General features: G+C 44.4%; 14 protein-coding genes and 1 tRNA gene. 8 read left to right on the top strand and 7 right to left on the bottom strand.

Going from position 1 to position 16,445, the window contains the following annotated elements; genetic code table 11:
- From NTX75_05360 to NTX75_05345, 4 genes are all read right to left on the bottom strand, one after another.
- The coding region (locus tag NTX75_05360) for a ParB/RepB/Spo0J family partition protein (protein MCX5815657.1) at window positions 1-355 on the bottom strand (355 nt) is incomplete at its 3' end.
- A 223-nt stretch (window positions 356-578) separates the two neighbouring features.
- Entirely contained in the window at window positions 579-1,652 is a 1,074-nt protein-coding gene (locus NTX75_05355; GenBank protein ID MCX5815656.1) for an HD domain-containing protein, read from the bottom strand.
- 341 nt (window positions 1,653-1,993) lie between these two features.
- Window positions 1,994-2,067: transfer RNA gene (locus NTX75_05350), tRNA-Arg, on the bottom strand.
- Between the two features lie 71 nt (window positions 2,068-2,138).
- Window positions 2,139-3,098 (bottom strand): chemotaxis protein, encoded by a 960-nt coding sequence (locus NTX75_05345; protein MCX5815655.1) that lies wholly within the window; start codon window positions 3,096-3,098, stop codon window positions 2,139-2,141.
- A 342-nt stretch (window positions 3,099-3,440) separates the two neighbouring features.
- Between NTX75_05345 and NTX75_05340 the strand changes: the two genes are divergently transcribed.
- From NTX75_05340 to NTX75_05325, 4 genes are read left to right on the top strand one after another with little or no spacing between them, the layout of a single operon-like run.
- The gene (locus NTX75_05340; protein ID MCX5815654.1) at window positions 3,441-4,214 is read left to right on the top strand and encodes a Sir2 family NAD-dependent protein deacetylase; all 774 of its coding nucleotides are present in this window, start codon (window positions 3,441-3,443) and stop codon (window positions 4,212-4,214) included.
- Between the two features lie 21 nt (window positions 4,215-4,235).
- A complete protein-coding gene (locus tag NTX75_05335; GenBank protein MCX5815653.1) occupies window positions 4,236-4,421 on the top strand; it encodes a YwbE family protein in 186 nt (61 codons plus the stop codon).
- 1 nt (window position 4,422) lies between these two features.
- Window positions 4,423-5,223: an alpha/beta hydrolase gene (locus NTX75_05330; protein ID MCX5815652.1), complete on the top strand. Its 801-nt coding sequence runs from the start codon at window positions 4,423-4,425 to the stop codon at window positions 5,221-5,223.
- 12 nt (window positions 5,224-5,235) lie between these two features.
- Window positions 5,236-5,673, top strand: a complete 438-nt coding sequence (locus tag NTX75_05325) for a hypothetical protein (GenBank protein MCX5815651.1) — start codon at window positions 5,236-5,238, stop codon at window positions 5,671-5,673.
- Window positions 5,674-5,683: 10 nt separating this feature from the next.
- On the opposite strand, the gene NTX75_05320 is transcribed toward NTX75_05325, so the two are convergent.
- The 3 genes from NTX75_05320 to NTX75_05310 form a co-directional block, all read right to left on the bottom strand.
- On the bottom strand, window positions 5,684-6,274 hold the full coding sequence (locus NTX75_05320) for a DUF1318 domain-containing protein (GenBank protein MCX5815650.1): 591 nt from the start codon (window positions 6,272-6,274) through the stop codon (window positions 5,684-5,686).
- 73 nt (window positions 6,275-6,347) lie between these two features.
- Window positions 6,348-8,978 (bottom strand): hypothetical protein, encoded by a 2,631-nt coding sequence (locus NTX75_05315; protein ID MCX5815649.1) that lies wholly within the window; start codon window positions 8,976-8,978, stop codon window positions 6,348-6,350.
- Window positions 8,979-9,006: 28 nt separating this feature from the next.
- On the bottom strand, window positions 9,007-10,179 hold the full coding sequence (locus NTX75_05310; GenBank protein MCX5815648.1) for a class I SAM-dependent rRNA methyltransferase: 1,173 nt from the start codon (window positions 10,177-10,179) through the stop codon (window positions 9,007-9,009).
- A 159-nt stretch (window positions 10,180-10,338) separates the two neighbouring features.
- Here NTX75_05310 and NTX75_05305 point away from each other — a divergent pair, with 159 nt between their 5' ends.
- The 4 genes from NTX75_05305 (at window position 10,339) to NTX75_05290 (ending at window position 16,424) form a co-directional block, all read left to right on the top strand.
- Window positions 10,339-11,853, top strand: coding sequence for a PAS domain-containing sensor histidine kinase (locus NTX75_05305; protein ID MCX5815647.1), 1,515 nt, complete (start codon window positions 10,339-10,341; stop codon window positions 11,851-11,853).
- Entirely contained in the window at window positions 11,850-13,205 is a 1,356-nt protein-coding gene (locus NTX75_05300) for a sigma-54 dependent transcriptional regulator (protein MCX5815646.1), read from the top strand. The genes NTX75_05305 and NTX75_05300 overlap by 4 nt, the downstream gene beginning before the upstream one ends.
- Before the next feature lie 357 nt (window positions 13,206-13,562).
- A complete protein-coding gene (locus NTX75_05295) occupies window positions 13,563-15,140 on the top strand; it encodes an AMP-binding protein (GenBank protein ID MCX5815645.1) in 1,578 nt (525 codons plus the stop codon).
- 138 nt (window positions 15,141-15,278) lie between these two features.
- Window positions 15,279-16,424, top strand: a complete 1,146-nt coding sequence (locus tag NTX75_05290) for an acyl-CoA dehydrogenase family protein (GenBank protein ID MCX5815644.1) — start codon at window positions 15,279-15,281, stop codon at window positions 16,422-16,424.
- Window positions 16,425-16,445: the final 21 nt, after the last annotated feature.

The following is a 16,445-nucleotide window of genomic DNA, read 5'->3' as shown; positions in this document are numbered from 1 at the left end:
CCTTCGCCTGATCCATAGGATTCAGATCTTCTCTCTGGAGGTTCTCTGTCAGTTGAAGGGCTATAGTCTCACCTGATTCCTTACCTGCTTCTATGATCCGCACCGGTACTAATTCAAGTTCGAGTTGCCGGGCTGCTTCCAGACGCCTTTCCCCGCAGATGAGGGTGTATGAGTCGCCATCTCCTCTTGTTACAAGGAGAGGTTCTAAGATGCCTTTGTCTTTGATCGATTGCACAAGCGACTTGAATGAGTCTGATTCTGTATTAATATTTGAGCGTACCTGTTCCAACACCACGATGTTTCCTATGGGAATGTACAAAAACTCCGGGCCTGCACTTGTTTGCTCTGTTGACATATCGTTGCCCCCTCTTTTAAATTTTGTGATGTCCTGCCTTCGGCAGGATTAAGGCTTACATGATCGGTAAAATTGTCTTCCGAAGTCTCTATGTTGTTATATATCATAACATTGGGAACAAAAGTGTCAAGATTATTGTGATTTTTTTACGGGGCATGAGGGTACCCCTGGATGAGACTCTAAGAATTACCAATTGAAATAGTAATGTTTAAAATCGGTCTTTTCACATTCCGGACGATATTTTGCCAAGAAATAATATGAATTTTCGGAGCAGCTTTTCATCGAAGCATTGTTTCATGCCCTGATCGCGATCATCCTGCTCTGAACCATCCTCTATTTTTATTTTCTCTGTCGGCGTTCCAACCATGATCTGCGCCGCCTTCACCGGAGATAGGGCTTCTTTGTATGGCCGGCGGGACGTCATGGCATCGAATACATCTACAATTCTCAATACGCGGGCCAGGATAGTTATATTTTGCCCTTCCAAGCTCATGGGATAGCCGCCGCCGCAAAAGTCCTCATGGTGATGTAATACGGCTTTCTTGACAAAAATGGGGGTTTCCGTATCGAGGAGCATCGCCAAACCGCTCAAGGGATGGTGTTTCATGATTTCCCACTCGACTGCGGTGAGAGGTCCGTTTTTATTGAGTATCTCCTGGGAGACAAAAACCTTTCCGATGTCATGGAGCATGGCGCCGACGCCGCACTGTTTTAATATTTCCTTTTTCTGAGCTTCATCGAACGCCTGATAATCCGGTTCTATCTGTTCAATAACGTCCGGGTTATTCCTGAGAAAGGCCACTGTAAACCATAGAACCTTAGTGGCATGCTCATATGTCTTGTAATCATGGCCAATCATTTTCGACAGTGCCTGAAGGGAATTTGATTCCGCTATAAATATCAGCGCGTTTTTGACCATTGCTTGCGTCCGCTGCAAGGCATCCATATTCATTGTACCCAGTCCCAAGGATGTTTCAAAGGAGTCTTTGACAACATTTGTGGAAACTTTACTGAATATAGCTGCCTTCTGCTCGTCCGACGATCCCTGGTTCTCAAGGATACCCCCCAGGTGAACCTCAAGATATTGTTCATACTCGATCTCTTCTTCGAGGTCGATGAAAACCTCTTTTAGTCCGCTGTCGGCAAGTTTTGTTAGCTGTTTCGTATTGACATCATTACCATCAAGCGCCCAGAGGGTGTGGCGCCCATTTGGTGAAAGGACATATATTTTAAACTTCGGTAAACTTCCAGGTATTATCGCGCCTGGAGGAATGGCCATGTACTTTTCATCGTTCATGAAATATATTCTTTTGTATTTGAGTTAAATAAACTGTTTTTTCCATATACTACGCTTGAGCTTTGCTTTCTCCATTCACTGCCTTGTGTCCCGCAGTGCCATAATATTCCAACCACGTAACCTTGGCTTCGATGGCGTAGTTGTATGCGAATAATAATTATTACTAAAAAACATATCATTTTTTTCTGAAGATGTAACTTATTTATTACGGGATACTATACGTACCAAAATATATTGACCACTTGAACGGAAGGATCATTGTTTTTGGCGTTGAACCAGTGGGGTTGGGGTCGGACCAAACTAAGTTTTATAAGCAGTGATGGAAAGCTTATAAAATCAAATGCGCCCAGCAGGACTCGAACCTGCAGCCTTTTGATTCGTAGTCAAACGCTCTGTCCATTTGAGCTATGGGCGCATGGGGTAAAAGCATACCAGAAAGCGGGGCAAAAATGTAGAAAAAGATGCACACCTGCCGCAGCATGAACTCTATTCGACTGTCTGACGCCTTTTTTCAACCAGTTCTTTCATAAATAATATGAGTTGCATGTCAGGTTTTGCGAATTGACCGTCTGCACCTACAGCCTCTCCTTTGTGGGTGAGCTTGTCCGTAATTAATGAAGAGAAAAGTACGACTGGAATCGATTTTAGTTCCGGGTCTTCCTTGATTTTTTTGCACAGGTGATAACCGTCCATGCCGGGCATTTCGATGTCGCTAAGTATAATATCAACAAAATCGGTCAGTTTTGTCCCGCTTTTGTGGCTCCTGTTCTTCATTTCAACCATATAGTTCCACGCTTCATCGCCATTAGTGGCAGAGTGGACTGAAAAGATCTTATTCTCCTCCAGCCTTTTCTTAACCGTATTGCGGATAACGAGAGAGTCATCTGCATGGAGCACCTTGATAGGTATATCTTCAACCGGATTATCATTCAAGAGGGTCAGCGATGAAGCTGATATAGCCAATTCGGGATTCAGATCTGCAACAGCCTTCTCGAGATCAAGGATAAATATGAGCCTGTCATCCACCTTGATAACCCCGGTAACAGTATCACTAAGTCCTTCCATGTAACCGTCCAGGGGCTTGATGTCGCCCCAAGCAACCCGATGAATTCTGGTAATTCCGGAAACCAGAAAGGCATTTGTCACATTATTGAACTCTGTGATCAATACCTTTGGCGGTGTATGCTCAATCCTGGTTCTCTCCAGCCATACACCAAGATCAAGAAGGGTGATGATCTTATCCCGGTGATTGAACATTCCGAAAATAAAGGTTTCTTTGAGTTTAGGGGGTCTCATGATTTTTGCGGGCAAAGGGATTATTTCAAGCACTTTTGCCACATTGACCCCATAATAGCCCGTGTAATTATCTTCTTCAATGAAAAGTTCCAGGATTTCCACTTCATTGGTGCCTGTTTCGAGAAGGATATTCGACTGACCTGTACCCATGTATATATCCTCCCTTACGTTTTTTCATTCTTAGGACACATACCCAAAGGTGCCCGGTTACCGTAATCTGCCCCTATAGGTTTCATGCAGGGCATTACAGGGTTATCGGCATAAAAACTAATAACTTAATTATCTTAATTTATTAGTTTCAGTATCTGCGGTTTCACTTTCACTTCCATGGTTTAAACAAAGCTCGGGATATCCGTTATTGACCCGCTATGGACCATGAACCGTGTTTACGGTCTACTGTCCCGGAGCATTATATCTTGACTCTTTTCGCGCAGCATTATAATCTTGATTCTGATTCATAAAGCCTTCAGCAGCAGGTAAAGGAGCAGAAGAATGGAAGATAAAATACGAGAGATAGCTGAATGGATTGTGAATGCAAAGATTGTTGTTGTCTTTGTGGGTGCAGGCCTGAGCACAGAATCCGGCATACCCGACTTCCGTAGTCCCGGAGGTGTCTGGGACAAATACGACCCTGGAGTCTTCTATTTCCAGAACTTCATCTCCAATGAAAGGGCCCGTGAGAAGTACTGGCAGGTGGCCACGGAAATGTATGAGTCCATGAAAGACGCACCGCCCAATACGGGCCATTTCGCAATCGCTGAGCTGGAACGGCTGGGAAAACTCGACTGTTTGATTACTCAAAACATTGACGGTCTCCACTTTAAAGCAGGCAATTCAGAGAAAAAGGTGCTGGAGCTCCACGGAACCGCTATGCATGTGACCTGTCTGAGCTGCAGCAAGAAATACGAGCGGGACGACATCCAGACACGGGTTGCCGCAGGAGAAAAGGCTCCCCGGTGTGATGCCTGCGGAGGTCTCCTCAAGCCTGCCACCATCTCCTTTGGTCAGTCCATGCCTGAGTGGGAAACGGCGGAAGCCTATAGACGCTCAGAAGCATGTGATCTCTTTATGGTTGTCGGGTCGTCCCTTGTTGTACACCCTGCCGCCCACATGCCCGTCGTTGCAAAACAAGGAGGGGCAAAACTGGCGATCATCAATCGGGACGAGACGGCCTGCGACGGTATGGCCGATATAATCGTAAACGGCACGGCTGGTCCTATTATGGCAGCAATTCTGGAAAAGGTGAAGCAGTTAATACATTTTTAGGTTGGTCAGGGAGAAATTATTATGGATGGAATGACACGGTCCGATATAAAACCCGGTATAAAGGTTTCAATCGTTCTGAAGAAAGATCAACGCACAGGGACATTGACAGAAGGGGTCGTGAAGGATATCCTCACCAAATCTCCTCACCATCCGCATGGAATAAAAGTACGGCTTGAAAGCGGCGAAGTAGGGAGGGTAAAAAAATAGTATGATCGATTTCGAAAACGGTCTGGAACTGATGGATCGCCCGGAGATCATTTCCCGGTTGTTTTTTCCTCGCCGGGAGTTTATCGAAGGCCAGAACCCGCCGAACGTGATGAACTATTTTATCAAAGTAGCTGAAGATATTTCTATCGGTTGCCGGTTCTATCCGGCCCGAAACAATGCACCCAACATCCTGTATTTTCACGGCAACGGAGAGACGTGCCTGGACTATGACTATATTGACCCACTGTACAGGGAACGCGGACTGAACCTGTTTGTAGCCGATTACCGCGGATACGGATTCAGCGACGGCAATCCTTCCTGCAGCAGCATGATAAGAGATGCCCATCCCACCTTCCAGGGTTTTGTCGCCATTCTTCACGACCTGGGTTACAACGGGGATCTTTTTGTTATGGGGCGGTCCATGGGAAGCGCTCCGGCTATTGAGGTGGCCTATCACTACCAGCGGCAGTTGAAGGGATTGATCGTGGAAAGCGGTTTTGCCAGCTCCCGGAACCAGTTTGCGCGGCTGGGGGTGACCCACCTATTCAAAGACGTTGAAAACCCTGTTGGTTTCGGGAATGACCTGAAGATAAGGGAAGTGGTAATTCCCACTCTAATCATACACGGTGAAGAGGATGAAATCATCCCGGCTGAAGAGGGGAGGGCGCTTTATGCTCTTTCCGGGGCCGCTGAGAAAGTTTCGCTCTTTATACCCCATGCCGGGCATAACGACCTGATGGTGGAAGGCCTGGAAGAATATATGGGGGCGATTGAAAGTCATTGTAAAATTTTTAAAACTTAAGAGGAGGGTAATATGAAATTACCGGATTACATTACGAAGGAAGAAGTAGGTAAAGTCTGCAAGGAACTTAAAATCAGAGATTGGACAAAGTTGAAAGAAGCAAAGGTTCAGCCAAAAGAGGCAAAAGCATTGCTGAAACTGGTGAATGCCGAAAAAATGGCTATTGACCCCGAACAATTCCACGCCGGTCTCGAAGTTGAACTGGAGCATGGAATCAGGTTCAAGGATGCCAATGTAACAAATAACCATCCAGTCATCACAGGAATGATCGTTCTGGCCCACATGAAGGAATCTCTCGATTATTACAGGCTTCTTGAAGTAGCCGAGCTTGAGGGCGACCTCATGAAGGCCATTGCTGCCGGCAATGCAAAGAAGACAAAGGATTATTATAAAAGATTGGCAGCGGCAAAGATTGCCCTCGCAAAGGCAGAAATTGCACAGATGAAGTAGTTAGATAATTTTACTGTTTTTTCTCCCACACTCCGTTATCGTTCTGTATCCACCAGTTAGTTTGCGATTTGCTCCGCCAGGCGTTGGCAAATATTTTCTGAACCTGAGGTAACGAATTGGTATCAAGCTTATTGGCCTTCATAATCTCGGCATAGAGGGCTGTACGATTTTTATTCAACTGATCCACAAGTCTTGTTACATCAGCTTTTTCTTTCATGTTGAGGTCTGAAGTGTTGCGTACCTCCACGAAACCCATATTATTTTCTCCAACGCTGCCGCGAGTATAAAATGGTTTCAACTGCTGGAAGCTCTCCTTCATCGATTGTCTGATGTTGCGTATAGCAGGTGTTGATATGGTTATGTCTGCTTGGGCATATGCCTCCTTCGGCCCCAGATTAATTTTTTTCAGTTCGTCAAAAAGCCGGCTTTTTATATCCGGTTTGCTCTCCGGTTTCTGCTGGTCTTTTGTACCGGTGACATCATCTACAATCTGATCGGCCACCTTCTGTATTGCTGCTGCAGGAAAGTAGACGTTTACCGTTACGCAGGCCGCTAAAAAAATTACCGTTACGAAAGTGAAGTGTCTGAATTTTTTGATCATAAAATCCTCCTTTTTTATACTAAGCACTTCGGACTATGCACCTACTGCTTACTGACCCCTGCTCACTGCTTAGCTAATTCATACTCGTTGTAAAAGTTGGTCCATCTCCATCCTTCTTAAAAATCCTCCAAACCCTCTCCTGCATGTCTTGAAAGCTTATCGTGTTGTCCGAGGCCATGTTAACCACATCTATGCCCCGCAAGAAGCCACGTCGTATAAAATACTCTGTGCCGCCCTCATGGATTTTACCACTCAAATGGAAATTATCGTTTTCAAGAATACATTTTATGCCAATGCGGCTATAAGGATATTCTTTGAAAAAACTGTTTATACCGCTTTTCAGGATTGATCCCACTGCGCCCGAGCCTGTACCTATTATTGATATGTTCTCAATGGCATCGACGCTTATTTTTTGTTCGATCCCACTCTTTTTAATCGAATCAATCTCAAGGACAAAGCTTGATGGCTGGCCATATTCTATTTCAAGGTTTTTAATGAAGCCGTTTATAACTCCTTTGATTTTTCCGATTTTAATGGTGTCGGTGATTTTACCAAGATCAATGTCATAAAAGGCTATGTTTCCTCTCATGGTTCTTCCCTGAGAAAAAAGGTTTTTTATCTGCACATTCTCAACCTCAATGAAACCGCCGAAGATCTTTACTGAAGTGGCGCCTTTTGTTATCCATCTTCCATCCTCATATCCAACGAGGGGGAATTGTGCCTCCACATTGCCCGGTAATTGCAGACCCGTTAACTCCTCGAGCAGTGAGCTTATATCCACATTTTCAATTTTTGCGGCAAAATTGAATTTCCTTGAAGGAACAAGGACATCTTCGCCCCTGCACTCTATAATCTTTATTTTTCCTCCATAAAACGGCAGCTCAAACTCTCCCGGAATAAGGATATTATTTGCTGTAACGAGAAAAGGGATAGTCATGTCAGAAAGTTTCAACGCATCCTTTTCAAGTGTCCCGATATATAACTCGCCGCTTTTTGACCTTATCCCTGGTTTTATTTTTGAAGGGTAGTGGAGGTCAAAGGGGAGGTTCATTGAAATGTTTTTCGCTGAAACCGATTTCTCCGGAATGAGGATGGATATGTCATTCAGCCGGACATTTCCATGGAGAGATATTCCCTCACCTCTACCGGTTAATCTGACTTCTGTAGACATTGTTCCTTTCACGCGAAGGTCTTTGAGGGTAGGGTGGTTTTCACTGAGATAATCATAGAGCGTTATGGACAGGAGTTTATCGGAGGAGATATCCTCTGCTGAAAAGGAAACATTCCAGTCTTCTTTATCGAGAGAACCGGCATAGGTATATTTGCCTGTATCAAAAAGGTTTAAGCTTCCCTTGAAATCAAAGCGGTGTTTATCACTGATGGATATGTCTGTGTCAGCGGATATGCTGTTCTTTTCTTTAGAGAGGTCTTTATAGTATTTCCCGAAGAGATACTCTCCCGAAGAGACCTCGGAGTAGATTTGTGCGCTCGATTTTTTACTCTCCGAGGGAATACTGAATTTCAATACCATCGTGCCCTCAATCCCCTGCGCGGCCTTTGTGCCGTCTGCTGAACTGAACCCCCCCTTCCGGAACTGGAGAGTAGCCTTGCCTGAAAGTGTCGGATCCTTACCCTTCAGGGCGCCTTCCATTTCGCTCTTGAGTGCGCCTTTCCCCTGGATTGACCACTTCTCATCACCGGGTTTTTCAATAAATGGCTTTAAATATGCAAAGAGCGTTGTAAAATCTATGTCTGCCGCATCAACAGCGGCTTTCCAGGGAAAGATATCCTTCATCGTGCCGCTGTAATAACCCTTAAAAGTCCCCAATGATGGTATTTCGCACTGAAAACGGTCAACGATAAGCGTTTTTGGTTTCAATTCATAGACCATGATTGCCTTTAATAGGGGGTTCTTGATTTTTGATTTGCTGGCAGGGCCATTTTTAAACATTATCGAATCTGCCGATATATCGATGCGTGAGACAGTGATGCGCTCTTTACCGAAGGTTATCGCAAGATACAGTTTTGCATTTTCCAGGGATGTTGTTTTAAAGACGCCGGAATTTAAGGATATTTCAAGCAGTCCTGTTCCGATAGGCGCTGGGAAAAGGCCGGTAAGGTTCATGGAGCCTTTGCACCGGCCGCTCCCTGTCACTTCAGATGGTTCCTTACCAGTTATATCAACCAGTCCCCGGAATGTAACGTTACCCCCTTTATCCGGCGAAAAACCTTTAACATCAAGGTCGATATCTTTAAAGGTTAATTCATAGTGGGTAGCGCCAAAGATGAGCTTGAATTCACCTTTCTGCATGATGAGCAGGTGGACGGGCGGGATTTTTTTAATGAAAGAGAGGTCGGTTTCTGTTTCTTTTTTATCACCGATTCGTATCTGTATTTTGGGCTCTTTGAGGGTGATCTTTTCAATTTCACCTCTTATTGCTGCCGAAGGTTTACTTTCAAAGTTGACTTGTGTGCTTGCGAAAAAAAATTTGTCTTTTTCTAAATTTGCTATCTGCAAATTGGATATTTCTGCCTTTAAAAAAGGGGAGTAACGGACATTATCAGCATAGATCGTAAACCCGTATTTGTATTCAAGAATATAGGCAAGGTGACGATAAAACAGGGGTGTGCGGAGATAAAGGGCTACCCCTGTAGTGAACAGGAAAATACCCAGCAAGATGAGGAGTAAAGATCTTTGTTTCACAGTTGGCCTTTTGGTATTATACCATTTTTCAAATACTTATGAAAAAGCACTTCAAATATTCGCCTTCAATAAAAGGGACAAGTTGCAGATGGTCTATACCGTGGGTAAACGTTTCAAGAAACCTCAGGGGTTTTTTGATCTTCCCACCGACCTCGGAGAGAAGGAACCGGAAGTCTTCGAGCTTCAGGTGGGCAGAGCAGGAGCAGGTTACAAGGATGCCGCTCTGTGAGAGTGCCCTGAGTGACATTTCGTTTATCGATTTATAGCCGGCAATACCCTCATTTTTCTTCCTCCGATCCTTAATAAAGGCAGGGGGGTCAAGGATAATCACATCAAAACCCTTGTCAAGGTGTTTCAGGTAATCTTTTACATCCCTGACGATAAATTCGCATGTATCCACTTCAAACCCGTTCAGTTTAATATTCTCCCTGGCAAGCTCAAGCGCCTTTTCCGAAGTATCAACATTTATGACCTTTTTGGCGCCGCCGGCAAGCGCATATACAGCAAAGCCGCCGGTATAGGAAAAACAATTAAGAACAGATGCATCCTTTACGTATTTCATGATGGCTTTTCGTTTGTCCCGCTGATCGAGGAAAAACCCTGTTTTCTGGCCGTGTTTCACATCAACGAGAAACTGGAAGCCATTTTCTTTGATAGTAATGAAGTCCGGCACAGAGCCCAAAAGGACTCCATGAATACTTTCGAGCCCATCCATTCTTCGAACAGCTACATCGGAGCGCTCGTAAATGCCCTTCGGGCTAATTGCTTTATCAAGCGCCCTGATAATCAGATCCTTCCAGATTTCAATGCCTCTCGTGTGGAATTGGACAACAAGATAATCTGCATATTTATCAACAATCAACCCGGGCAGGAAGTCGCTTTCCCCGTTAATCAGCCGGAATGCATTGGTTTCATTGCATTCCACGTAACGCTTTCTTAACCGGTATGCATTTTCTATCCTTCTGACAAAGAATTGTTCATCCACAACTTCGTTTTCGTCATAACCCCATATCCGTACAGTGATTTGAGAATATGAGCTGAAATAGCCGGTTGCAAGAAATCCGCCATTCTCGCTTACCAGTTTTACCGGTTTGCCGGGGCTTAATCCTTCAGGGATGGAAACAAATGCCTGGGAGAATACCCATGGATGGTGGCCTACGACAGGGCCAATCCGTTTCTGTTTTATTTTCAGTGAAATCATTATGCCCTTATACTATCATTTTAAAGCAACAGAAATAAATATCGAGAATAATAATATTTTGAACGGCGACAATTCTATCCGGCTTAGATGTTTATAAAATGGTTTTCTTATGATAGAATTCAATGTACTTCGTGTATACTGGAACAGCTTGATTTAAATATGAAATTAAACCAACAGATAGACTTTAGCACCGCGCAGTCAATCCTCGACCTTTTGCCTATGGGTCTCTATGTCCTCAACCATGAACGAAAAATTCAATGGATGAATAAAAGGGCAGTGTACTGGTTTCAGAAGAAAAATATTCTTCATTATGGTGAAATATGCTGTTACAAAGAGGTTTTCAAGCGGAAAAGGCCGTGCAGGAATTGTCCGGTATTGAAGACCCTCAAGAGCGGAAGAACGGAACATACTGAAATAAAAAGCGAATACAAAGGTGAATCAAGGTATTATTATGTTACTGCAACGCCGCTCAAGGAAGGAGAGGGCGATAAAGAGACCCTCATCATTGAAACCGTTCAGGATATTACCAATTATATGAAGGCGGAAGAAGATCTTCGGCGCCTCAACGATTTTAATACTGCAATCATTGATAATGCACCGGTAGCCATTTTTACCATTGATAGAACGGGTAAGTTCATAAGTGTAAATCCAGCACTTGCAACCCTTTCGGGTTTAGGTGCGGAGGCTGAGGAAAAACTTTTAGGTTTTAACTGGATTGAAAATCCCTATACAATACGATGTGGTCTTGCCGATTGTATAAAGAGAGGATTGGAGGGTGAACCTTTTGAGTTGTGGGATTTTCCATTTACCACATATAAAGGAGACCGGGGGCACTATATCCACTTTAGAGGGGTGCCGTTAAAAGCAAAGGATGGAAAAGTCGAAGGTCTCCTCTGTATCATAGAGGATACAAGCGAAAAGGTAATGGCAAGGATACAGTCTATCCAGGATGCAAAAGTGTCGGTCATAGGTAGACTCATGACGGGTGTTGCTCATGAACTGAACAATCCCCTTGCCGCAATAGCCGCCAATTCCGAGCTTGCATGCGAATTATTTCAGAATGTCAAGGATGGTATGGTCGATAAAGTTGAAATTGAAGAGCTTCGCGAACACCTTGAAGTCATTGAAGAACAGGCCTTCAGGTGTAAAAATATTATTAAAGATATGATCGATATCACGAAAAAAGAGGATTTTGAGGTTCACGAAGTAGACTTGCATGCATTATTAAATGAACTCCTTGGAGTCTTAAATCTAAAAAAACTGAAGATCCGGCTGATTAAAGAGATAGCTGACGTGTTACCTCATATCAAAGGTGATATAAGTGCACTTAAGCAATGCTTTCTTAACATACTGCATAATGCGACAGACGCACTCGAAGGAAGGGAAGGAGCAGCGATAAGGATAGGGGCTCGGATTACAGGCAATTTTGTCAGGGTAGAGATCGAGGATAATGGGATAGGCATACACGATGGATTGGTGGACAAGATTTTTGAACCCTTTTTCTCGACTAAAGATACTGGAAAAGGTATAGGGCTCGGCCTCACATTGTGTTATGAATTCCTGAAAAGGATGGGTGCGAGGATCGAAGTAGAAAGCAAGCTGGGAAGAGGGAGTCTCTTTATTATCGCCCTGCCTGTCTTTCAAAAATCAAAGGGGTTGAATAGATTACCATGATACGCATCCTGATCGTTGACGATGAGCATCAATTAATAGAGGCATTTCGAAAAAAACTTTCCAAAGAAGGTATGGAAGTTTTCACAGCCTTAAACGGCAGGGCGGCCATCTCAATAATAAAACAGGAGGCGCTGGACATCGGGCTCTTCGATATAAGACTCCCCGATATAGACGGTGTAGAGCTTCTGGGGAGGTTAAAGGAGATGCAGCCTACCGTCGAAGTCATTATGCTTACAGGCCATGCATCGGTTGATACGGCAATACAATCCATGAAGCTTGGGGCTTATGATTACCTTACAAAGCCTTGCAAACTTTCGGAGCTGCACAACGTAATACTTAAAGCCTATGAGAAAAAACAGTTGAAGGAAAAGAATATTGTTCTTGAGGAACACCTTCAGCGCATTGAGTTACACGACAGACTCATAGGTGAAAGCAAGAAAATGAGAGAAGTGAAAAAATTTATCTCACTGGTCAGCACTTCGAATGTTCCCGTATTAGTCCTCGGGGAAACCGGCACCGGAAAAGAACTGGTGGCAAGGGCAATCCATGCCCTCTCTACACGTTCTGCAAATCCTTTTGTGGCTATTAATGCGAGTTGTCTGCAAGAAAATATCCTTGAAAGCGAGTTATTCGGATACAAAAAGGGCGCATTCACGGGAGCCCAGACAGATAAAGTAGGCCTCCTCGAGATAGCCAACAAGGGTACGTTCTTTGTTGACGAGGTGGGAGATATGGGCCCTGCAATCCAGGCAAAACTTTTACGCGTTCTTGAGGGTGCTGTCTTCAGGAAACTTGGAGATACAAAAGAGATCAGGGTGGATGTTAGATTTGTATTCGCCACAAACAAGAGCATAGAAGAAGAAATTGAGACGAACAGGTTTCGTAAAGACCTGTTTTACAGACTTAATACATTTGTAATTGTGGTGCCCCCGCTCAATGATCGGAGAGATGATATCCCCATTTTGGTGGAATATTTTATGGAAAAACACGCTATGGGCGGAAAGAAAAAATCAATTTCCAAGCAGGCCATGGACCTTCTCGTAGAGTATAACTGGCCTGGAAACGTGAGGGAACTGGCTAATGTGCTTGAGCGAGCCGTCCTTGTTTCTGTGGACAGAGGAGAGATATTAACCGATGACCTGCCCCACAGTATGGTGCATACCATGCCGGTGGCCGCCTCAAAGAACAGAAAACAGAGATTGAATCAAAACACTTTACGACTGGACAATATAGAAAAGGAACATATAGAAAGGGTCCTCATGTTTGCAGATGGCAACAAGAGCAAAGCCGCCAGACTGCTCGGCATCAGCCGAAAAAAACTTTACCAGAAGATAGGAAATGATTTGAAGTGACCCGTTTGGATACAATTGTTACCTTTTTCGTCATCATTTCTGAATCCAGTTTTTCTCGTACCCATTAAAATATAAGCAATATACACGTCTCTAATGATTTAGCGGAGCGATATTTCCAGTTGGCACCACAATTGCATTCCTAGTTATTCGTGAACCCAGCTTACAATCACTATACACAAAACAAGCAGTTAGCTATTTGTCAGGAGTTGTATGAAAGCGATGGGTCAAGCATAGAAACGGGCACATCGAGAGTAATTAACGAAGCAGCGAGTCTCGCGAGCGAGAGGGGAAGACTCCAAACGGCTTTGCCGTTGGAGGGGGCGACGTGAGCCCCAGAAAATAGCAGGAGGAGCCAACATGGTTGGAGAAAGATCGTTTTGCACAATAAAAACTTTAATCAATAGAAACGCCGCACTGTATCCGGACAAGATAGCTATGAAAGAATTTGAGACAGGCAAAGCTTGCACGTTTAAAGCGTTAAAAGACAGGGCAAACAGAACGGGTAATGCATTGTGCGCCATGGGATTAAAAAAAGGTGACCGCGTCGGGATATTAAGCCAGAACAGTTTTGAGTACATGGAAGCTATCCTCAGCGTACCGAGCGCTGGTTTCATTTTTGTACCTGTCAATTTCCGGCTTGCGGCAAGAGAGATGACGGGCGTATTGTCCGATGCAATGCCTCTTGTTTTATTTGTTGACCATCAGTACATCAAGACCGTTGAACAGATAAAAAATTCTATTTCTTTTGTGAAGTTTGTTTACATAGGGCCAAAAGAAGAGAAACCTGAGGGCTGGTACGACTATGAAGAACTTATAAAAAATGCTTCATCTGCCGAAGAAAACGCCGATGTGTTTGAGGATGATATTGCCATGCTTATGTATACCAGCGGGACAACAGGACTGCCAAAAGGCGTGATGCAAACACATCTGAATATTTACCATCAGGGCCGTACCTGTGCATTTAATAATCACATCGAAACAGGTGATGTAGGTTTTACAATCTGCCCCATGTACCATGTAACGGCAACAAGTTCATTTTTCGGGCCTTTTTATAAAGGAGCTACGAGCATCTTATTCCAGAAGTGGGATGCTGAAACCTTTTTCAGGGCAGCACAGGAAGAACGACTGGTAGCCGGCATGCTTGCGACGCCTATGGTGAGGATGTTGCTCGATACCTGGCAAACGTTCAAAGATACATACGATATTTCAAGCATGAAAAAACTATGGTTTGCCGGAGCCGGCATCATACCTTCTGTTTATAAACAGTTTATTGATACCTTCGGGTGTATACTTGGCGAGCATCACGGAACAACTGAGACAACCGGTGTTACGACAAATCTGTCAGCAAAGGATATTGCCGGGGAGCTTGCCAGAGGAAATCTAAAAATACTCGAGTCGTGTGGCAGAGATGCTTATGACTGTGAAATAGTTATTGTGGATGAGAACGACAAACCGGTTGTTCCGCCGGGCACAGGCGAAATGAAAGCAAGAGGACTGGGCACCTCTCGCGGGTACTGGCGAAAGGAAGAACAAACAAAGAAAGCCTTCAGGGATGGATGGTTCTACACTGAAGATATCTGTGCCATCGATGAAAAGGGATATGTTTATGTGATTGACCGTAAAAAGGATATGATCATTACTGGCGGTGAAAATGTTTACCCGGCGGAGATTGAACGAGTCCTGAACGAACATCCATCTGTTCTGGAATCATCCGCAATAGGCGTTCCGCACCCTGTATGGGGGGAGGCTATTGCGGCTGTTGTGGTATTAAAAAATGATAAAGAAACAACTGAAGAAGATATAATTCAGTATTGTAAAGGGAAGATTGCCGGTTACAAGGTACCTAAATTAGTCTATTATCTGCCTGAAATGCCCCGTAATCCTGCCGGTAAAATCTCAAAACCTGAATTACGGAAGCAATTTGCTTCAAAATGAGACAACGAGAGCACCATTTTGCGCATAAAGAAAGTGTCAAGTGGAATAGCCCGCACGGTAGGCGCGAGGGGGAGGCTCCGACAGCTTTGCTGGTGGAGGGGGCGACGTGAGCCCCAGAAAATTGTATGGAGGTAGTTGATGGAACTTACAACAGAACAGAAAGACATAGCAAAAGCTGCACGGGAATTCGCAGAAAAGGAATTCAGAGATCGGGCGAAAGAATTCGATGAAAAGGAAGAGTTCGATCCGGCTATATGGAAGCGCGCGGCAGAAAACGGTTTTATTGGCACATTCATCAAGGAAGAATATGGAGGTGCCGGTTTAGGTTTCCTCGAACACTCCCTTATAACTGAGGAGTTCTGGCGTGTTGACCCGGGCTGCGGACAGGCTCTTGTTTCCTGCAGCTTTGGTTCAGAAATGATACAATCTTTCGGGACTGAAACACAAAAAAAGAAATATCTACCGCCGATTATTGCAGGAGAAGCTATAATCGGCACTGCTGTTACTGAACCGGATGCGGGCAGTGACATAACCATGGTCAAGACGCGGGCAGAAAAGAAAGGTGATACGTATATCGTTAATGGATCAAAGATGTTTATAACGAATGGCTGCATTGCACATTACCTTCTCGTATATGCTATCACAGCGCCAGATGAAAGGGACGTTCACAAGAGGTGCAGTGTAATACTGGTAAATACTGATTCTCCGGGCTTTGAGGCCGTAAAGATTCATGGCAAGATGGGAATCAGGGCATCAAATACGGCAGAAGTCAGTTTCAGCAATGTGGAAGTGCCGGTAGATAACATTATAGGGAAGGAGGGGCGAGGTTTTTATCAGCTAATGGATTTTTTCAACAAAACGAGGAACCATGTGGCGGCTGAAGGTGTTGGTCTTGCCCAGGGAGCACTTGAGATGGCCATTTCTCATGTCAAGAAAAGGAAGGCCTTTGGGGGAACTCTGTCCAGGCTTCAGGGCGTCCAGTTCAAGATCGCTGAGATGGCAACAAGAATTGAGGCGGCGCGAAGTCTTTACTGGAGAGCAGCCTACCTTCTCGATAACGGCAAACTCGATCCTGCCCTGGTCTCAATGGCAAAATGGTATGCCGGAGAAACAGCAGTATATGTTGCAAACGAAGCATTACAACTCCATGGAGGTTATGGTTATATTTCCGAGTACGACATTCAAAGGTTTTACAGGGATGCAAAAATCATAGAAATCTACGAAGGTTCCAAAGAGGTTGAAAAGGCTGTTATAGCGAGCGAACTGCTTAAAAAGGTTTTTTAGGTGTTTTACAGTTGGAGACGT

This window comes from Pseudomonadota bacterium (assembly GCA_026388315.1).
GTDB lineage: Bacteria > Desulfobacterota > Syntrophorhabdia > Syntrophorhabdales > Syntrophorhabdaceae > MWEV01.
The sequence above is the reverse complement of the archived record's forward strand: the minus strand, read 5'-3'. Positions and strand labels throughout refer to the sequence as shown.